This window comes from Streptomyces sp. NRRL B-24085 (assembly GCF_001282115.1).
Taxonomy (GTDB): domain Bacteria; phylum Actinomycetota; class Actinomycetes; order Streptomycetales; family Streptomycetaceae; genus Streptomyces.
This window is the reverse complement of the sequence record NZ_LJBR01000313.1, coordinates 1-18,474: the sequence shown is the minus strand read 5'-3', so window position 1 is coordinate 18,474 and position 18,474 is coordinate 1. Positions and strand designations below refer to the sequence as shown.

Below are 18,474 nucleotides of genomic sequence, written 5' to 3'. Positions count from 1 at the left end.
GCGAGGCGGCGGGGGACGCGGAACCCATCAGCGCGGGGGCCAGTGAGAGGTCGACGAGGAAGGGATGGCGTGCCGAGAACTCCTCCAGGCGGTCCGTGTAGCGCCGCTCCGGGCTGGTGGTCATCGCGTTCTCCGGTGAGTGGGCCTGGACCCCCATGGTGAGCGAACGAGGCCACCCGTGCCGTAGGACATGGACGGTCCGTGGGGGGTGGGATCGATCAGACGCGGGGGGCGTCCTGGTCGGCGGGGGCGCGGACTGGACCGGTCCGGACGTGTGTCGTCTCCTGGTCGGCGGACTCGGCCGGATCAACCGGGTGCCGCCACCCGACGGACGGGGGACCGAACAAGTCGCGTGCCGCCACCCGACCGACGGACGGATCAGGCACTCGCTGCCGGCCCGCCGACACGGACCGGAGGATCAGCCCCCGTGTCGTCTCCCGGTCGGCGGGCGCGCACCGATCAATCAACCGCGTAACGCCACCCGACCGACGGATCGGGACCACCCCAGCCATGTGCCGCCACCCGACCGACCGATTGGCACCACCCCAGCACGTGCCGCCGACCGGCCGACACGGTCCTGATCGAAGCCCTGCCGTCATCCGGGCGACGGGCGCGGACCAGGCCCGGGTCGTCGGTCGGCCGACGGGTACTGGCCGGACCGGTCGGCCGCCGTCCCCGACCGACACGGCGCCGGTGGGATCAGACGGGTGTCGTCTCCCGGTCGGTGGGCCTTGGGGTCGGGGTGGTGGCCGGCCTGGTGAGGGTCTCGCCCTCGACGTCCACGCGGGGCAGGATCCGGTCCAGCCACTTCGGCAGCCACCAGGCCTTGTCTCCGAGCAGGGCGAGCACGGCGGGCACGAGGGCCATGCGGACCACGAAGGCGTCCAGCAGGACGGCCGCGGCGAGACCGAAGCCGATCATCTTGATCATGGAGTCGCTCTCGCCGATGAACCCGGCGAAGACCGCGATCATGATCAGGGCGGCGGCCACGACCACCCGGGCGCTGTGCCGGAATCCCGAGGTGACGGCCTGGTGGGACGTCTCGCCGTGGACGTACGCCTCGCGCATCCGGGAGACCAGGAAGACCTCGTAGTCCATGGCGAGGCCGAAGACGATGCCCACCAGGAAGATCGGCATCAGGCTCATGATCGGGCCGGTGGTCTCCACGCCCAGCAGGGCGGCGCCGTGCCCCTCCTGGAAGACCACGACGACCGCGCCGAGGGAGGCCAGGACGGAGAGCAGGAAGCCGAGGGCCGCCTTCAGCGGGACGAGCAGGGAGCGGAAGACCACCAGCAGCAGCACGACCGCGAGGCCCACCACGACGACCAGGTACGGCACCAGCGCGGACTGCACCTTCTCGGAGATGTCGATGTTCAGGGCGGTGGTGCCGGTGACCTCGAAGGTGGCGCCGGTCGCGGACTCGACGCCGGGACGCTCGCCGCGGATCGTGGTGACCAGGTCCTTGGTCCTCTCGTCGGTCGGCGCGGTGGACGGCACGACCGAGAAGACGGCGGTGTCCCCGGTGGCGTTGAAGCGGGCCGGGGAGACGGACACGACACCCCTGGTCGCGCCTATCTCCTTGGCGACCGCGGCGGCCGCGCCCTTGGCGTCGTCGGCGCCCTTCGCGTCCACCACGACAGTCAGCGGGCCGTTGAAGCCCGGCCCGAAACCCTCGGCGAGCGCGTCGTAGGCCCGGCGTTCGGTGGTGGAGGCCGGCTTGGCCTCGTCGCCGGGCATGCCGAGCTGGAGGGAGGTCACCGGCAGGGCGAGGGCGCCGAGGCCGACCACGCCGAGCAGCAGCACGGGCAGCGGGCGGCGCAGCACGAACCGGGCCCAGCGGGTGCCGCCGTTGTCGCCGTTGTCCTTGGTCCCCTCCTCGACGCGGCCGCTCCCGCGGGCCTTGCGCCGCAGGACCGCGTTCGGCCAGAAGCCGAGGAAGGCCGGGACCAGGGTCAGCGCGATGAACACGGCGACGACGACCGCCCCGGCCGCGGCCAGGCCCATCTTGGTGAGCATCGGGATGCCGACCACCGAGAGCCCGGCGAGGGCGATGACGACGGTCAGGCCGGCGAAGACGACCGCGGAGCCTGCCGTGCCGACCGCGAGGGACGTCGCCTCCTGGGGCGTCCGGCCGTTGGCGCGCTCCTCGCGGTAGCGCGAGACGACGAACAGGGCGTAGTCGATGCCGACCGCGAGGCCCAGCATCATCGCCAGGGTGCCGGTGGTGGTGGACAGGCCGAGCGCGTCGGACAGGGCGAGGATCGTGGCCATGCTGACGCCGACGCCGATGATCGCGGTCAGCAGCGGGAGTCCCGCGGCGGCCAGGGAGCCGAAGGTGACGAGGAGCACAACCGCGGCGATGGCGACACCGATCACCTCTGCCGCGCCGCCCGCGCCACCACCGTCGTCCAGGGCGGTGCCGCCGGCGTCGACGGTCAGTCCGCTGTCCCGGGCCCGGTCGAGGGCCTGGTCGAGCTGGTGCCTGCTCGAGTCGGTCAGGTCGTCGGAGGCGACCTTGTAGGTGACGGTGGTGTACGCCGTCGTGCCGTCCGCGCTCACCGCCTTCGCCTGGAACGGGTCCACGGCCGACGCGGCCTGCGAGCCGTCGGCGAGGTCGGCGACGGTGTCCTCGACGGCCTTCCTGTTGCCGGCCGCGGTCACCTTCTCACCCTTCGGCGCGACGAACACGACCCTCGCGGTGGCGCCGTCGGCCGTGGCGCCGGGGAAGCGCTCCTCCATGAGGTCGAACGCCTTCTGGGACTCGATGCCCGGCATCGAGAACCCCTCGTCGGCCGCGCCGGGCGCCTTCAGGGCGCCCAGGCCGACGGCGGCCAGGACGGCCGCCCAGACCAGGGCGACGTACCAGCGTCGCCGGCAGGCCAGGCGGCCCACGCGGTAGAGGAAAGTAGCCACGTCGGGGGATCTCCACATCTGGTGCCGAACAGTCCGTCCAGGCTGTCGGGACGAGGGCGGCGATGTCGTCGTGCGCCTGCCGACACCTCCCCGTACTCGGAACGCAGTACGCGGCGCTCCCCGGGTAGGCCGCCGGGACTACCACCGGACGGCGGGAACCGGGCCGGGTGTTTTTCTGTGTGTTCTCAGTGAGACAACCGATTCTCTGAGGCTTGACCAGCCCAAGGGGGAACAACAGCAGTGAAGTTCAGACGACTCAGACTCACCGGAGCCGCGGTGAGCGCGCTCGCCGTGGCCTGGACCGCGTCGCCCGTGTCGGCGGCCGCGCAGGACACCCCGACCGTGCCGGCCCCGACCGTCCCGACCCTGACCTGGTCGGACTGCCAGGGCGGCTTCGAGTGCGCGAACGCCCAAGTGCCCCTGGACTACCGGGATCCACAGGGCAGGACCCTCACCCTCCCCGTCATACGCAAGCCGGCGGCCGACCCCTCCCGGCGCAAGGGAACGCTGTTCCTGCAACCCGGCGGCCCCGGCAACTCCGGTGTGGACTTCGTGCGCAACAACTACGCCGACCTGCCGGCCGAACTCCGCGACGACTTCGACGTGTTCGGCTACGACGTGCGCGGCGTCGGCCGCAGCTCCCAGGTCGTGTGCTGGGACGACCCGACCTACACCGCGGCCGTCACCGCCGCCAAGGGCGTCCCCGGCCCCGACGCCTACGAGCCGGCCGTCCGGCAGGCCGCCGACTTCGACCAGGCCTGCCAGGACAACGCGGGCGACCTGCTGCCGTACGTCGGCACCCAGTACGTGGCCCGGGACATCGACCTGCTGCGCCAGGCCCTCGGCGAGAAGCAACTGACCTACTACGGGCGCTCGTTCGGCTCCTACATCGGTACGGTCTACGCCGCGATGTTCCCCAAGCGGGTCCGCGCGCTCGCGCTGGACGGGGCGTACGACCCGGAGCACTACACGAACCGGCCCTACGCCTACGACCGGCCGCAGTACCTGGCCCTGGACGGCGCGATGAGCCGCTTCCTGGACTGGTGCAAGGCCGACCAGGCGACCTGCGGCTTCGGCGACGGCGACCCGCGCGGGGCCTTCGAGAAGCTGAAGGCCGACCTGGACGCCAACCCGGTGCCGACCGCCAACGGCGGCCGGGCGAACGGCTACACGCTGGTCTACCGGCTGATGTTCAACATCAACGAGGGCAAGGTCATCTGGCCCTCCTTCGGCGAGGCCCTGCGCAAGGCGCAGCAGCGCGACAACACCTCGTTCCTGCTGCGGCCGCCGTCCCCGGCCAGCTTCGACTTCCTCAACCCGAACGTCGTGGTCGAGTGCGTCGACAAGAAGTACCCGGCCGACCCGGCCCTGTTGAAGCGCCAGGTCACCACCAACGCCAGGCTGGCCCCGCTGCTGGGTCCGGCCATGGCGTACGGCCCGCCCACCTACGACCACCAGCACGCCACCGCGTGCGCGCAGTGGAAGGGCGAGCACACCAGCCGCTACGCGGGGAACTTCCACGCGAAGGGCTCCGCGCCGATCCTCGTCGTCGGCAACACCGGTGACCCGGACACCCCGTACCAGGACGCGGTGGCCCTCTCCCGTCAGCTCGACAACGCCCGTCTGCTCACCTTCGACGCGGAAGGGCACACCGCCTTCAACCGCAGTGTGTGCGCGACGGACGCGATCACGGACTACCTGGTGGACCTGAAGGTCCCGGCCCGCGGCACGACCTGCGCGGACGAGACCCAGCCGCCCACGTCCGAGCCCACGGTGGCACCGCCCGGCACGACGCTCACGGAACTGAACAACGGCGTGAACGAGCGGATCGACCGCATCGGTTCACTGCGCTGACCGCAAAGGGCCCGGGTCTCCTGGGGGAGGCCCGGGCCCCGTCACGTCCCGAGCATCTCCGGAAGCACTCCCCCGCCACGACCTTCAGGGCCGCGAGGACCTGCGCACGCCCTCAGGGGCGCGGGGAACTGCGCGACCAGCCACAACGCACCCGGCACCCGCGATCAGCTCACCCCGTCGCCGCCCCCGCCCGAGCCGCCTCCACGAACGCCGTGATCAGGGCCGGGTCCTTCACCCCCCGGCTCGCCTCCACGCCACTCGACACGTCGACACCCCAGGGCCGGGTGACGTCCACCGCCTCGCCCACGTTCTCCGGCGTGAGCCCGCCCGCGAGCAGCCACTTCTCGCCCGCGCCCGCGACCTGCTTGCGCGACCAGTCCCACGCGATCCCGGAGCCCGGCACCGGCGCGTCCAGGAGCAGCATGTCCTCGCCCAGCTCCCCGCAGCGCGGCACGGATTCGCCGAAGGCGGCCGCACGGATCAACGTCCAGCCCCCACCGGCCAGTTCGGCGTAGTAGCCGCGGTCCTCGGGGCCGTGGAGCTGGACCGCCCGGATGCCCGACTCGGCGGCCACGGAGCGGACGTGGTCGAGGGGTTCGCGGCGGAACACCCCCACCGTGAGGACGCTCTCGGGGACCCTGGCGGCCAGCCGCGCCGCGGTGGCGGGGTCGATGCGGCGCGGGCTGTCGGAGAAGACGAACCCGATGGCGTCGGCACCGGCCTCGACGGCCGTGTCCACGTCCTGCTCGGTCCTCAGGCCGCAGATCTTCACGAAGAGCGTCATGCCGCCCACCGTATCCAATTCGCGTACATGAACAACGATCACATACACAACCGTTGACGCGACCATGGCAAGCGCTTACCTTCCGAACGGTACGTGCCCCCGCAGCCGCACACCAGGGAGACGAACGATGCACCTGAGACCAGTCCTCGCATCCGTCGGCCTCGTCGCCGGCACGCTCGTCGCACTCTCCGGCACCACCGCCCAGGCCGCCACCACCCTCCCCCACTCTCAACTCCGTTCGAGCGGGGGGACCCCCATCGAGGCGGAGACCTCCCCCGCCATCTGCACCGGAGCCGTCGAGACGGAGTACGCCGGCTACTCCGGCAGCGGATTCTGCAACGGCACCAACGCCACCGGCGCCTACGCCCAGTTCACCGTCTCCGCGTCCGCCGCGCAGACCGCGACCCTGAGCGTCCGCTTCGCCAACGGCACCACCACCGCCCGCCCCGCGGACATCATCGTGAACGGCTCGACGGTCTCCTCGGCGTCCTTCGAGTCCACCGGCACCTGGACCGCCTGGACCACCAGGACGCTCACCGTCCCGCTGGTCGCGGGCAGCAACACGATCCGGCTGAACCCCACCAGCGCCAACGGGCTGCCCAACGTCGACTACCTGGACGCCGAGACGTCCGGCACGACCACCCCGCCGTCGAGCAGCGCCCTGTACGTGTCACCGAGCGGCACCGACAGCGCGGCCGGCACGGTGACCGCGCCCACCACGCTCACCTCGGCGATCAGCCGCATCTCCGCCGGCGGCACGATCTACCTGCGCGGAGGGACGTACGCCTACTCCTCGACGGTGACCGTCCCGGCCGGCAGCAACGGCACCTCCGCCGCCCGCACCACGATCTCGGCCTACCCGGGCGAGACCCCGGTGCTCAACTTCGCCGCGCAGAGCGAAAGTTCCGCCAATCGGGGCATCCAGCTCAACGCGAACTACTGGAAGATCTACGGCCTGGTCGTCGAGCACGCCGGGGACAACGGCATCTACATCGGCGGCAGCAACAACGTCGTCGAGCGCACGGTGACCCGCTTCAACCGGGACACCGGCCTCCAGCTCGGCCGGATGGCCTCCTCCACGCCGGCCGCCCAGTGGCCCGCGAACAACCTGATCCTCAGCTCCGAGTCGCACGACAACGCCGACAGCGACGGCGAGGACGCCGACGGCTTCGCCGCGAAGCTCACCACCGGCACCGGGAACGTGTTCCGGTACACCGTCTCCCACCACAACATCGACGACGGCTGGGACCTCTACACCAAGACCGACACCGGAGCGATCGGCCCGGTGACCGTCGAGTACTCCCTGTCCTACGACAACGGCACCCTCAGCGACGGCTCCCAGGCCGGCAACGGCGACCGCAACGGCTACAAGCTCGGCGGCGACGACATCGCAGTGAATCACGTGGTGCGCAACAGCATCGCCTACGCCAACGGCAAGCACGGTTTCACGTGGAACAGCAACCCGGGCACCATGGCGGTGTCGAACAACGTGTCCGTCGACAACACCGAGCGCAACTTCAACTTCGACGGCGGCACCTCGGTGTTCCGCTCCAACACCTCCTGCCGCTTCAGCAGCGGGACGAACGACCGGATCATCGGCGACGCCGACAGCTCGAACCAGTTCTGGTCCGGCACCAACGGATCACGCTGCTCCTCCTACTCCGGCGCGCTCGGCTGGTCGTTCGCCTCGAACGGCTCCCTGGTGGTCACCTTCGGCGGCAAGCAGGTCACGCTGTAGACCACGGGACCCCGGGCTGCCCGCCCGGGGTCCGCTCAGGTCACTGCTTGGGCGCGGCCTGCTGCACGACCTCGAAGCTCCACAGCGTCGAGCCGGTGGCGGCGGGCTTGGGACGGCCCTGCTCGCCGCCGGCCCCGTGCGAGGCCTGCGACATCCCGGACATCCACTTCTGGAAGTCCTCCTCGCTGCGCCAGCGCGTGTAGACGAGGTAGGTGTCGGTGCCCTCGACGGGCCGCAGCAGCTCGAACCACTCGAAGCCGTCCGAGTTCTCCACGCTGCCCGCCCGGGAGGCGAACCGCTTCTCCAGCGTCTCGCGCTGTTCCTCGGGGACCGTGAGTACGTTGATCTTCACCACGCTAGGCACATGACACCTCTCGCAAAGCGGGACCCTAGCTGGGCCCCTAACCTGGACCGTGTACGCGCAGTCTCCTACATCCGCCAGTCAAAGCGTCGTGAGGACGACTCTGCATCGTCGCCCGAGGCGCAGCGAACCAAGTGTGAAGGGCTGATCACCGCAAAGGGCTGGGACAGTGCCGGTCACTTCGCCGACGTCGGCAAATCAGGGTGGGACCCGAAGGTGGTCCGGCCCGAGTTCGAAGAGATGATGGCAGCCGTCCGCACAGGTCACGTAGACGCCGTAGTCGTTTTCTCGCTGTCTCGGCTGACCCGGCAAGGCGCCCTTGAGGCGATGCTGATCAACGAAGAGTTGGCCAAGCACGGCGTACTTCTCGTCAGCGTGGAGGAGCCGTACCTAGATACGTCCACCCCCATGGGTGTCGCAATCTTCGGCCTCATCGCCGCGCTGGCTCAGCAGGAGTCAGACCTGAAGTCGGCATACATCACGGCGACGAAAGAGACGCTCCGTGCCGCCGGCTCCCACGTGTCCGGCATGGCTCCGTACGGCTTCCAGTCAACACGGGAGCCGCGCGGTGAACTCGTAGTGGTGAAGTTGATTCCAGACCCGGCTGAAGCCCCACTCGTCCGCGACATGGTTTCTTGGGCGCTTGACGGAATGAGTGCATCGGCCATCGCACGCAAGTTGAACACTGAACACGTGCCGACCAAGGCAGCGGACATGACGGCCCGAGTGGCTGCGCGTCGGGCCCGAGGGATCAGCGCGCCCCTGGAGCGAACTGCGTGGGTGTCCTCCACCGTGCTGCGCATCCTGCGTGACCCGCGTCTCGCTGGCTACGCCGCTGAGAACCAGGGCGTCAAGCGTGCCGTGGTCCGCGATGACACCGGAGCGCCCCTTGTGGCGCATGAAGGCATCGTCTCCACCGATGACTGGTGGAGGCTGCAAGACGTGCTTGACAGGCGTACGCCGCAGATTGTGAGGCAGGGAGGCCGCTCTGTTCCATCCCTGCTTGGTTCCGCCGGGATGCTGTTCTGCGAGGTGTGCGGCTCGACCATGGTCACGGACAAGCGAAACGGAAAGACGCTCTACCGCTGCAACCGTGCCATGTCCGGCGCCGTGGAGGGACACGGTGGTCTCGCGATCAACATGGACGTCACTGATGATGTTGTTGCACGTGATGTGTGGTCGCGTCTGACAGCGTTGGACCCCGAAGAACCGGACGATTCGGAGTGGCTTGCCGAGGCATCGCGCCGGTTCGCTGCGCAGGCTGATACGGGCGAACGGCAAGCTGAACTAACGGCCGCACGAGCCGAGTTGGAACACGTACGGGAAGCCCTCCGCATGCTGTACACCGACAGGCAGGCAGGGCTGTACGCGGGCGCAGTGGGCGACGCGATGTTCGCGGAGTCGGTGCAGCGGCTAACGGCCCATGAGGCACGTACTGCGGGCCGCGTAGAGGAACTGCGAACCGTTGAAACGGACGCGATCGCGATCCCGTCGCGATGGACCGATCCCGAGGGCGACCCACTGGGGCCGGAGTCAACATGGGGCAGATGGGACTTGGCAACGCGGCGTGAATTCCTGGCGCTGTTCATCGACCGCGTGACCGTGGCCAAGGCGAACGGCAGGGGCCGGAACGCGAAGACAGCAGAACGGGTGACCGTGCAATGGGCTGAGGCGTCCAATCGTAGCGTCTAGCAGTCACGGCGCTGTGAAGGCCGGAGACGGCAACACACGAACAGCGGGAGCACATAGATGGCTTGAGGCGCTCCAAGAGGCGCTCATGGGCTTCCCGGAGGCTCTTGCCGCGTAGCACCACCAGGCCCCGTCAGGCAGCAATGCCCGGCGGGGCTTTCCGCTGCCCTGCGAGCATCACTGAGGGGCTTTCAGAGCTTCGGGATTTCCGCTACCGGCGACGGACAGACGGGTGCCCATGCGGCCCCTCAGAGCCTTGAGGGGGTCAGCGGGAAACGGAGCGAAAACCGCCCTGAGACAGAAAGGATACTGACGCGCCACCAAAACTGTATCTTAGCTACCTTAAGTGTAGGAAATGTAGTTTATGCAGTTATCGCGATTTGTCACTAGGAGTTTCTAAGCAACACAGCGACCCCCACCTCAAACAGCAATACCTACACGGAGAGCGCCAGCAGGCTGCTATTAGCGGCTAACAAACGGGACGGGAGTTGAGCGTTCGGTCCGGTGTGGGGACGTCGCCATGGATCGTGTCGGATGAGCTCCAGGACCGTCTGGAGCCGCTGCTGCCGCAGCGTGAGCCCAGGTTCCGGTATCCAGGTCACAAGCCGTTGCCGGACCCGGCGGTGCTGTACGGCCTGCTGCTTGATCACCCATTGGCAACTCAGGGCATGGCGCTGACGCTGGAACCGCTACACACCTCATGGATGTCCGTGGCGCATGCCATGATCCGGCCTCATGAGTGACCGATCGTTTTCGCCTGCCTGGCTAACCTCGTGGACAGACAGAGTTTCCGAGACTCTCACGGCCATGACAGGCGAGTTCGAGCACCGGCACGGCTATCCCCCTGGGACCAACCAGGTCCGGCCGGCCGACCACGACGATCAAGCCGCAGCTCGCGCGCTCGCCCAAGTCACCCCTACACCAGCTGACCTGGTCACCTTCTACGAGAACATCGGCGATGTCACCTGGGCAGACGTCGGCAACGGCTACTTCCTTGATCCAGCCAGTGACGTCCTGCTGCGGCTACAGGAGTACGGCGTTGTCGCCGATGGCCTGGTCATCGGCTCGAACGGCGGCGGCCTGATCTACGTCGCGGGGCCAGATGGGGCCGTTTACCGGACGCGGACGGCGTCACTGGACGAACCGGAGTTCGACAAGGTGGCGGATGACCTCCGGCACTTTCTGGAGCTGTTGGAGCGCTTGCTGACAAGGTTCAACGCCAACGGTGACCCGGGATACCTGTAAGCGGCCCTAGTGCCCATTCTGTTAGCCGTTGTAAGCGCGAACCAGGAGGCTTCCATGCCGAACAGCGCTCACAGCAGGGAGCGGCTGACCACGAATACCGGCCCTGGGCTGACGACGTTCCGCCGTCCTGATGTCTGCTGAGATACCCACCCCCGGGGGGGATGACCCCTCCGGGCCTGACAGGAGCACGGCAGGGAGGCAAAAAGCTAGCTCCGCAACTGGACGCGTTTGCGCGTATCTTCACGACGGTCACGGATGTGAGTGAGGATGGTGTCCTCCTTCTGCATACACACGTGATTCAACAATGCCTGAAATAAGGGACTGCATAAGCACTCCGTTAGCTTCCCGAAGCGCTCGGAACCCGTTCAGATACAACAACGCGGAAGCGGCTAGACCGAACAGGAACCACGGAGAACAAAGGACTGCGACTGTAACCCACAGAGTGATGGAGTATGCCGCAAGATTGACCCGAAAGTCTGCCTCCGAATCAAGGCGATCGTGCTCTAGATAGACTTCCAAGTGTTCCGCGATTAGGCGCATCCTGACCTCAGGAAGCTCACGCATTACGGCACTCATTGCAGCCATTAAATCGAATGCTTCACCTGCTCTGCCTCGAAGGCTTTCAGCGTACAAGTGAAGGTCGCGGTACGAATCTCTGCCCAGCAGTGCCGTACGCATACCCGGTTTCAGGTTATTGAGTGTTCTTGCCACCTGCGTCGCTGACAGCTTCACTAGATCACCCAAGAGATACAGTGCGAACGCGACGACAGCGGCTACTGCGGGTCGACCTGCTAATTCTCCGAGCGCGTACAGGCGCTTAATGAAACCCTGAGCTTCATTCCTAGTAGGTATCCAGTCCCCGAACAGCATCCATACCTGAAACGCACACAGGACACCGACAGCGAAGGGGGTCCTGAAGTGACGGAACCCTGGCAGCAGACTCGTAAGCATGAAGCGATGATGCCTGGTCAGGGCACCCCTGCATAGGTGTCGTAAGTGAGCAATGAAGTCCCATAACTTCCGCAGAATTCGCCGTCGCCGTACCGTTCGTCGTAGTTATTCGGGTCTCCGTTGAACTCTGCGTTGTACTCATTTCGTGCGTCTTCGATATCGAACATTGTTCCGCACTCGATACATTTCGCCATGTCAGTATGCACTCTGCGGATGGACGTTCAAGCGCGCCTGCCCCGCCTGTGTCGGTGGAAATGCGGAACTTATCCGCTGGTGAAACTCCGGCGCGCTGAGGACGGCTAACACGGCTCAGCGTGTCGGCTGCCCTGCCTGTGCGTCCTCCCCATGGCGTACAGGCAGGGCGTCATGTGCGTACCTTGACACATTCGATCTTGACGATGCCCCTTGGCGGCCATTGTCCGCCAAGGGGCATCAACGGGACGTCAGCGGGACGCGGCCCGGGCGGGCACCTCGCCCTTCCTGTCGACGACGGCGGTCTCCATCACGGCGCTGGTGCCGGCGAGGGTCTCGGTCGTGATGCCCCGGTCCGGGTCGGTGAGGTAGAAGCGGGAGCCGAGCAGGGCGAGGCTCTCCTTGTCGAAGATCCACTCGTGGCGGGTCGCGAAGCCGGTGTCGTCGAGGGTGATGGCGATGCCGTGCCGGCCGGCCGCGTCGACGGCGTCCGGGATCTCCCGCACCCCGGGCAGCCGGGCGGCCGCCCGGTAGAAGGCGGCGGCGTTGGCGGGCGGCATGACGGTGCCGCCGATCAGGTCGCCGATCAGGGAGAACACCGCCTGGTCCCGCGACTCGCCCTCGACCGGCCTGGCCTCCTCGCGGAGCCGGCGCAGCAGGGCGTCGGGGTCGGTGGGCAGGGAGGCCAGCCACCGGTAGGTGGGGTGGAGGACGCCCGCCGGGACCGTGTCCGCGGACTCGACCGGGATGAGCTGCCCGGGCATGACCGCGTCCTTGCCGCTGGAGCGGAGCCAGCCGGTGACCTTGAGGGGACCGGGGTCCTGGGCGGTCCAGCTCTCCTCGGTGTGCAGGGCGCCCAGTCGCACCGGGCCGCCGAAGCCGCCCGTGTTGGAGCGGTCCAGCGTCCTGACGTACACGAACTGGTCGTCCCGCACCCGGACCGTGTCGCTCGCCATGGCGGCCGTGGCAATCCGGTTCAGGGTGCCGGAGGCACTGGTGGCCGGGGTTTGCGGCGGCTGCCCGTCCGTGGTCAGCGTGGTGAGCAGGGCTCCCGCGAGGGCCGCGGAGACCAGGGGGACCAGCACGGCCGGCCGGGCGAGCCGGCGCCGTACGGAGGGCTTCGCGGCTCGGTTCTCGTCGTCGTCGATGCGCTGCATCAGTACGTCCTTGAAGTGACGGTGACGCTCCGGCGGGAGGTCCCACTCCGCTGTGGCCAGGAGTTCCTCGGCCTCGTTCATGGGGTCTCCTCCTTCAGGAACAGGGCCGCGAGCGCGGCCTCGCTCTCCATCTCTCCGTGGGACGGCGGCGGTTCCGCCTGCGTGCTGAGCAGGGCCAGCCGGGTCCGGGCCCGGGACAGCCGGGAGCGCACGGTGCCGACGGGCACGCCCAGGGCCTCGGCGGCCTGCCGGTAGTCGAGCCCGGCCGCCACGCACAGCGCGAGGACCTCGCGGTCCTGGCGCTTGAGCCGGCCCAGCGCCTGCCGGACGAGGGCCAGGCGGCGGGCGTCGTCGATCCGGCCCGCGGTCTCCTCGGCGAAGTCCTCGACCGGGCGCGGCTGTGGACTGCGGGCCAGGAAGGCGAGCCGCCTGCGCAGCCCGCGGTTGGCGTTGTACGCCTTGTGCGTGGCGATCCCCAGCAGCCAGGGCTTGAGCGAGCCGCCCTCCGCCTCGACGGTCTCCCGGGTCCGCCAGGCGGCCAGAAAGGTCTCGGACATGGCCTCCTCGGCGTCCGCCCAGTTCCCGGTCAGCCGCAGGGCGTGGTTGTGGACGGCCCGCGCGTACAGGTCGTACAACTCCCCGAAGGCCGCCCGGTCGCCGTCCCGGATCCGTGCGCGTGACGGTTCCACCGCCTCTGTTTCCCTCACACCCGTGACGCTCCGCTCCTGTGCACCGGGTTCCTGTGCGGTGGATCACACGACGTGTTCCGTGGAGCACCTACGCTGCGGTCCCATGGAACAGCGCGAGGTCATGCAGAACGTCGTCGGCATCCTCACCGAGGCCCTGGAGATGCGGCGTCAGGTCCGCGAGCATCCCGACCAGCAGGCCTCGCTGACCGGGGCCGTCTCCGCGCTGCTCGTGGAGACCCTCCCACGGATCCAGCTCCCCGCGGACGCCAGTGGCCACGCGGCGGCCGACGCCGTGGTGGAGGAACTGGGGCCCGCCATCGCGAGCATCGCCCACTGCTTCGCGTTCGCCTTCGTCCAGCTGGCCGAGGCGCACGACGAGGGCCGCACCGACACCGCCGCGGAGGTCCTGCGGCGCATCTCCCTCCAGTTCGCGGGCGGCGCCCAGCAGTAGCCGCGAGCCGCGTCACGATTTTCCGCGGCGGGACGACATCCGATCCGGGGCGGGCGACGAACAGCACCAGGGGAGGCACCGCGACGGGTTCCCGGGGCGGCGAGGGAGGCCCCGGGGACCCGTCCGCGTGCCGGTGACCGCACGCCGCCTCGCTACGACAGCCGCCGCGCGTCCTCCAGGTAGTGCAGTACGGCCGCAACGCGCCGGTCGACCTGGTCCGTCGGCGACAGATCGAGCTTCGCGAAGATGCTGCGGATGTGCTTGTGGACGGCCCCGTCGGTCACGAACAGCCGCTCCGCGATGGCGCTGTTGCCGAGGCCTTCGGCCATGAGGGCGAGGACGTCCTTCTCGCGCGGGCTGAGCCGCTCCAGCCGTACGTCCTTGCGGGACCGCGTGAACAGCTGGGCGACCACCTCGGGGTCGATGGCGGTGCCGCCGGACGCCACCCGGCGCAGCGCGTCCAGGAACTCCTCGACCCGGCCGACCCGTTCCTTGAGCAGGTAGCCCAGTCCGCCGACCCCGCCGGTCAGCAGCTCGGTCGCGAAGCTCTGCTCGACGTAGGCGGACAGCACCAGGACGGCGAGGTCGGGCCTGCGCCGCCGGGCCTCGACGGCCGCGCGGACCCCCTCGTCGGTGTGCGTGGGCGGCATCCGTACGTCGAGGATGGCCACGTCGGGCTTGTGCGTGTCGATGGCGTCCAGCGCCCCCTCGGCGGAGTCGGCCGTGCCGACCACGTCCAGCCCCTCGGCACGCAGCAGCAGCGCCAGGCCCTCCCGCAGCAGCGGGTCGTCCTCGGCGATCACGATCCGCACGGCAGGTCCACCTCCAGGGTCGTGGGGCCGCCCGGCGGGCTCGTCAGGCGGAGGGTGCCGTCGTGGGCGGCGACCCGGCGGCGGATGCCGGAGAGGCCGGAGCCGGTGTGCTCGTCGGCCCCGCCCCGGCCGTCGTCCGTGACCCGCAGCAGGAGCGTGGGGCCGGGGGCGCGGACGGTGACCGCGGCCCGGGACGCCCCGCTGTGCTTGGCGATGTTGGTGAGCGCCTCGGCGACCACGAAGTACGCGGTCGCCTCGACGGAGGCGGCGCACCGCCGCTCCACCTCCACGTCGACCGCGCACGGCACCGCGCTCTCCGCCGCGAGCCCCGTGAGCGCGCCCGCGAGGCCACGGTCCGCGAGCACCGGCGGCAGGATGCTGCGGGAGACGGTCCGCAGCTCGGCCAGCGCCTGTTCGGCCGCGGACTGGGCCCGCTCCAGCAGTTCGTCGGCGCCGGCCGGGTCGCGGGCGACCATCCGGCGGGCGGCCCCGAGCAGCACGGTCACCGTGACGATCCGGTTCTGGGTGCCGTCGTGCAACGACCTCTCGATGCGCCGCAGTTCGGTGGCGTGGGCGTCCAGGGCGGCGGCCCGGGTCGCGGTCAGCTCGGCGACGCGCAGCGAGAGATCGGCGTCGGGACCGGCCGACAGGAGCCGGCGCCCCGGGTTCGCCTGGAGCTTTGCCATGCCGGGTGTGAGCCCCAGGATGATGGCGATCCAGCCCACGCCGAGCAGGCACACCGCGAGGGCGTCCGGCCAGGAGTGCGCGACGCCGATCCCGATGGACGTGGCGGTCGCGTCCTTCGGGGCGAGCCGCCAGTACAGCGGGAACAGGGTGTCCCGCAGGGCGAGCACCGGCAGGACGAACCCGAGCAGGCCCAGCGGCAGGCCCACCGCCAGATGCCGGACCAGCCACAGCAGTTCGCGCCGGGTCACGGGGTCGCCGAGGGCGTTCCGCAGGCGCGTCGGCGGCGGTGCGGGGGCGATGACCTCGGGGCCCCAGCGGGCGAGCCGGACGCGTTCCATGCCGGCCAGGGCGTGCAGCACGCGTACCCCGCCGGGCGCCAGCAGCCACAGCAGCACGAACGGGGCGAGGACGGCCGTACCGAGTCCGGAGACCAACTGGCCGAGTGCGGCGGCCGCGGTCGTCGCGGTGCCCACGACGAGGCCCCTGACGTCGGCGGTGGCCATGTGTGCCTCCTTCGGTCCGGAGGACACCGACCCTAGGCGGAGGGCGGGTCCGCCGACAGGCCGGGAGGCGGAAAGTACAGCCTGCTGTACCCCGGAACGGGCCGAGGGCTGGATCGTCCGGACGCGGCGGGGCCCATAGCGTCGTCCTCACCGAAGAGATCCCGACCGTCCTTGGAGTACCCCGTGAAGCTTCTGCTCTGGCCCCTGCTCGTCCTCAGCGTGCTCGGCAACGCGGTGGCGTCCTTCACCTCGGCCGACACCGCCGTCCACCTGGCCTTCGGCACGGTCACCGCGCTGACGGCCACCGCTCTCGTCGTGCGCCGCGTGCGCACCGGCCCCTGAGGAGCCTCACTCGAGGCCGATCTCCGCACAGTCCGCGGCGTACGCGGCCGTGCAGATCTGCTTCACCGTGTAGACGTCGTCCTTGATCACCGTCTGCTGGATGTTGTCCCTGGTCAGGGCGACCACCGGCACCAGCAGTGACGGGATGTCCCGCTGGGTGGGGCTGTCGACCTTGTCGCGGATCAGGGCGTCGAACTGGAGGTCACGGCCCTGGACCTTGTACACCGCGATCTGCGCCGCGTTGGTCGCCTCCAGCAGGAACGACTTGTACACGGTCATGTACTGCTCGCCCGACACCACCCGCTGCACGGCGGCGAGGCTCGCGTCCTGCCCGGTCACCGGCGGGATCCTGGTGGCTCCCGCCTCCTTGAGCGCGTCGATGACCGCGCCCGCCATGTCGTCGTTGGCCGAGTACACGGCGGCGATGTCCTTGAGCCCGATCGAGGTGATCGCCGCCTTCATGTTGGCCTCGGCGACCGACGGCAGCCACTCCCGGGTGTCGTACTGCTTCGCGATGACGACCTTGCCGTCGAGTTCGTCCAGCGCGCCCTTCTTGAACAGCGCGGTGTTGGGGTCGGCGGGCGAGCCGTTCATCATCACGATCTTGCTGGTCTCGGCCTTGTCGCCGAGCGCCTCCACGACGGCCCGGCCCTGCACCTCGCCGACGAGCTCGTTGTCGTGCGAGACGTAGGCGTCGATCGGACCCTGGGCGAGCCGGTCGTAGGCGATCACGGGTATGCCCGCGTCCTTCGCCTTCCGGACGTCCGGCCCGATCGCCCTGGCGTCGACCGCGTCCACCACGATCACGTCGACCTTGTCGGCGATCATCTGCCGGAACTGCCGGCTCTGCCGCTTCGCGCTCGCCCCGGCGTTGGCGTAGCTGACCTTGCCCTTGCCGTGGGTGAGGGCCGCCACCTCCTTCTTGATCAGGGGGTGGTCGAAGCGGTCGAAGCGGCTGGTGTCCCGGTCGGGCAGCAGCAGACCCAGCGTGATGTCGTCGCCCTTCCGGGGGCTCACCGAGGTGTTGCTGTCGCCCACTCCGCAGGAGGTGAGCAGGAGGGCCGACACGCAGACGGCCATGACGGAGGGGACGGTACGCATGGCGATCCTGTGGGTGGGGGGCTGTCACGTAGGCGCAACAGTAAGTGCCCTCAATCCCGATCAAACGCCCTGACGGTTTCCTTCAAGGGATCACCACCCGGCGCACGCAACCGGCCCTCGACGTACACAAGTTGTACGCCGGTCAGGGCAGCGCGCTCACGCCGTGGCAGGGGTCCCCCTTCGAAAGGGCCGCACCCCGTCATCGTCGCGAACCGCGGGATCGGTGCACGGGGGGCCGGATTCCGGTGGGGCGAGGATCGTGGGGTCCATGGACGAACAGCGATACGACGTGTGGGCGTCCGGTGCCGCCTACGACCGTTACATGGGCCGCTGGAGCCGGGCGGTCGCGCGCGAGTTCACGGCCTGGCTCGGGCGTCCGGACGGACTGCGCTGGCTGGACGTGGGATGCGGCACCGGGGTGCTGTCGGCGGTGGTGCGGGAGCGGTGCCGGCCCCGTCTGGTCGTGGGCTGCGACCGCTCCGAGGGCTTCGTTCGGGCGGCCCGGACCTCGGTCGTCGCGGACGCCATGGCCCTGCCCGTCCGGGACGGCGCCTTCGACGTGGCGGTCAGCGGTCTGACCCTGAACTTCCTGCCCGACCCCGGGGCGGCCGTCGCCGGGATGGCCCGCGCGGTCCGGCCGGGCGGCGCTCAGGTGGCCGCGTACGTGTGGGACTACGCGCAGGGGATGGGGCTGCTGCGGCTCTTCTGGGACACCGCCGCCGAACTCGACCCCGCGGCCGCCGAGTTGGACGAGGGCCGGCGGTTCCCCGGTTGCCGTCCCCAGCCGCTGCACGACCTGTGGACGGCCGCGGGACTCGTCGACGTGGTCGTGCGTCCGATCGAAGTCCCCACCGTCCTCGCCGACTTCGCCGACCTGTGGGGTCCCTTCCTGGCCGGCCAGGGCCCGGCGCCCGGCTATGTCACCGCGCTCCCCCCGGCCGGACGGGACGAACTGAGGGAGGCCCTGCGCGCGGCGGCCCCCACCCGCCCCCGACGGCACGATCC

Annotated in this window: 15 protein-coding genes and 1 pseudogene; 8 read left to right on the top strand and 8 right to left on the bottom strand. The window is 69.5% G+C overall.

The features are described from left to right. Nucleotides 1-699: 699 nt before the first annotated feature. The gene (locus AOJ26_RS30280; RefSeq protein ID WP_159044422.1) at nucleotides 700-2,913 is read right to left on the bottom strand and encodes an MMPL family transporter; all 2,214 of its coding nucleotides are present in this window, start codon (nucleotides 2,911-2,913) and stop codon (nucleotides 700-702) included. A 240-nt stretch (nucleotides 2,914-3,153) separates the two neighbouring features. On the opposite strand from AOJ26_RS30280, the gene AOJ26_RS30275 reads away from it, so the two are divergent. Continuing rightward, nucleotides 3,154-4,767: an alpha/beta hydrolase gene (locus AOJ26_RS30275; protein WP_053851556.1), complete on the top strand. Its 1,614-nt coding sequence runs from the start codon at nucleotides 3,154-3,156 to the stop codon at nucleotides 4,765-4,767. A 169-nt stretch (nucleotides 4,768-4,936) separates the two neighbouring features. On the opposite strand, the gene AOJ26_RS30270 is transcribed toward AOJ26_RS30275, so the two are convergent. Beyond that, nucleotides 4,937-5,551 (bottom strand): phosphoribosylanthranilate isomerase, encoded by a 615-nt coding sequence (locus tag AOJ26_RS30270; protein WP_053851555.1) that lies wholly within the window; start codon nucleotides 5,549-5,551, stop codon nucleotides 4,937-4,939. A 127-nt stretch (nucleotides 5,552-5,678) separates the two neighbouring features. Between AOJ26_RS30270 and AOJ26_RS30265 the strand changes: the two genes are divergently transcribed. Further along, nucleotides 5,679-7,289 carry a carbohydrate-binding protein gene (locus tag AOJ26_RS30265; RefSeq protein WP_179200254.1) on the top strand — a complete coding sequence of 537 codons (1,611 nt, stop codon included), beginning with the start codon at nucleotides 5,679-5,681 and terminating at the stop codon, nucleotides 7,287-7,289. A 40-nt stretch (nucleotides 7,290-7,329) separates the two neighbouring features. On the opposite strand, the gene AOJ26_RS30260 is transcribed toward AOJ26_RS30265, so the two are convergent. Continuing rightward, nucleotides 7,330-7,653, bottom strand: coding sequence for an antibiotic biosynthesis monooxygenase family protein (locus AOJ26_RS30260; protein ID WP_053851554.1), 324 nt, complete (start codon nucleotides 7,651-7,653; stop codon nucleotides 7,330-7,332). Between AOJ26_RS30260 and AOJ26_RS30255 the strand changes: the two genes are divergently transcribed. The 3 genes and pseudogenes from AOJ26_RS30255 to AOJ26_RS30245 all read left to right on the top strand — a co-directional run bounded on the left by AOJ26_RS30255 (nucleotide 7,654) and on the right by AOJ26_RS30245 (nucleotide 10,584). Then, the gene (locus AOJ26_RS30255) at nucleotides 7,654-9,342 is read left to right on the top strand and encodes a recombinase family protein (RefSeq protein ID WP_063790342.1); all 1,689 of its coding nucleotides are present in this window, start codon (nucleotides 7,654-7,656) and stop codon (nucleotides 9,340-9,342) included. A gap of 485 nt (nucleotides 9,343-9,827) precedes the next feature. Continuing rightward, a pseudogene (locus tag AOJ26_RS42290) lies at nucleotides 9,828-9,980 on the top strand (IS5/IS1182 family transposase); the annotation flags it as partial. Nucleotides 9,981-10,146: 166 nt separating this feature from the next. Then, a complete protein-coding gene (locus AOJ26_RS30245; RefSeq protein WP_053851551.1) occupies nucleotides 10,147-10,584 on the top strand; it encodes a hypothetical protein in 438 nt (145 codons plus the stop codon). 1,394 nt (nucleotides 10,585-11,978) lie between these two features. Here AOJ26_RS30245 and AOJ26_RS30240 read toward each other — a convergent pair. Both AOJ26_RS30240 and AOJ26_RS30235 read right to left on the bottom strand, forming a co-directional pair. After that, entirely contained in the window at nucleotides 11,979-12,965 is a 987-nt protein-coding gene (locus tag AOJ26_RS30240; RefSeq protein WP_053851550.1) for a CU044_5270 family protein, read from the bottom strand. Then, nucleotides 12,962-13,591 (bottom strand): RNA polymerase sigma factor, encoded by a 630-nt coding sequence (locus AOJ26_RS30235; protein WP_053851549.1) that lies wholly within the window; start codon nucleotides 13,589-13,591, stop codon nucleotides 12,962-12,964. The genes AOJ26_RS30240 and AOJ26_RS30235 overlap by 4 nt, the downstream gene beginning before the upstream one ends. 85 nt (nucleotides 13,592-13,676) lie before the next feature. On the opposite strand from AOJ26_RS30235, the gene AOJ26_RS30230 reads away from it, so the two are divergent. Continuing rightward, nucleotides 13,677-14,024 (top strand): hypothetical protein, encoded by a 348-nt coding sequence (locus tag AOJ26_RS30230; protein WP_053851548.1) that lies wholly within the window; start codon nucleotides 13,677-13,679, stop codon nucleotides 14,022-14,024. A gap of 152 nt (nucleotides 14,025-14,176) precedes the next feature. Here the strand turns inward: AOJ26_RS30230 and AOJ26_RS30225 are convergent, their stop codons facing one another. Together AOJ26_RS30225 and AOJ26_RS30220 are read right to left on the bottom strand one after the other, a co-directional pair. Continuing rightward, nucleotides 14,177-14,836 carry a response regulator transcription factor gene (locus tag AOJ26_RS30225; RefSeq protein ID WP_053851547.1) on the bottom strand — a complete coding sequence of 220 codons (660 nt, stop codon included), beginning with the start codon at nucleotides 14,834-14,836 and terminating at the stop codon, nucleotides 14,177-14,179. Next, nucleotides 14,824-16,026: a sensor histidine kinase gene (locus AOJ26_RS30220; protein ID WP_053851546.1), complete on the bottom strand. Its 1,203-nt coding sequence runs from the start codon at nucleotides 16,024-16,026 to the stop codon at nucleotides 14,824-14,826. Before AOJ26_RS30220 ends, AOJ26_RS30225 begins: the two co-directional genes overlap by 13 nt. Before the next feature lie 183 nt (nucleotides 16,027-16,209). On the opposite strand from AOJ26_RS30220, the gene AOJ26_RS43980 reads away from it, so the two are divergent. Beyond that, nucleotides 16,210-16,368 carry a hypothetical protein gene (locus AOJ26_RS43980; RefSeq protein WP_179200255.1) on the top strand — a complete coding sequence of 53 codons (159 nt, stop codon included), beginning with the start codon at nucleotides 16,210-16,212 and terminating at the stop codon, nucleotides 16,366-16,368. 6 nt (nucleotides 16,369-16,374) lie between these two features. Here the strand turns inward: AOJ26_RS43980 and AOJ26_RS30215 are convergent, their stop codons facing one another. Beyond that, on the bottom strand, nucleotides 16,375-17,469 hold the full coding sequence (locus tag AOJ26_RS30215; RefSeq protein WP_053851545.1) for a sugar ABC transporter substrate-binding protein: 1,095 nt from the start codon (nucleotides 17,467-17,469) through the stop codon (nucleotides 16,375-16,377). A gap of 268 nt (nucleotides 17,470-17,737) precedes the next feature. On the opposite strand from AOJ26_RS30215, the gene AOJ26_RS30210 reads away from it, so the two are divergent. Continuing rightward, the coding region (locus AOJ26_RS30210; RefSeq protein WP_053851544.1) for a class I SAM-dependent methyltransferase at nucleotides 17,738-18,474 on the top strand (737 nt) is incomplete at its 3' end.

Excerpts from the sequence above, each read along its gene's own strand:
- AOJ26_RS30245 (WP_053851551.1), top strand. The coding sequence starts at position 10,147 with ATGACAGGCGAGTTCGAGCACCGGCACGGCTATCCCCCTGGGACCAAC.
- AOJ26_RS30255 (WP_063790342.1), top strand. The coding sequence starts at position 7,654 with ATGACACCTCTCGCAAAGCGGGACCCTAGCTGGGCCCCTAACCTGGAC.
- AOJ26_RS30270 (WP_053851555.1), bottom strand. The coding sequence starts at position 5,551 with ATGACGCTCTTCGTGAAGATCTGCGGCCTGAGGACCGAGCAGGACGTG.
- AOJ26_RS30265 (WP_179200254.1), top strand. The coding sequence starts at position 5,679 with ATGCACCTGAGACCAGTCCTCGCATCCGTCGGCCTCGTCGCCGGCACG.
- AOJ26_RS30215 (WP_053851545.1), bottom strand. The coding sequence starts at position 17,469 with ATGCGTACCGTCCCCTCCGTCATGGCCGTCTGCGTGTCGGCCCTCCTG.
- AOJ26_RS30240 (WP_053851550.1), bottom strand. The coding sequence starts at position 12,965 with ATGAACGAGGCCGAGGAACTCCTGGCCACAGCGGAGTGGGACCTCCCG.
- AOJ26_RS30230 (WP_053851548.1), top strand. The coding sequence starts at position 13,677 with ATGGAACAGCGCGAGGTCATGCAGAACGTCGTCGGCATCCTCACCGAG.
- AOJ26_RS30220 (WP_053851546.1), bottom strand. The coding sequence starts at position 16,026 with ATGGCCACCGCCGACGTCAGGGGCCTCGTCGTGGGCACCGCGACGACC.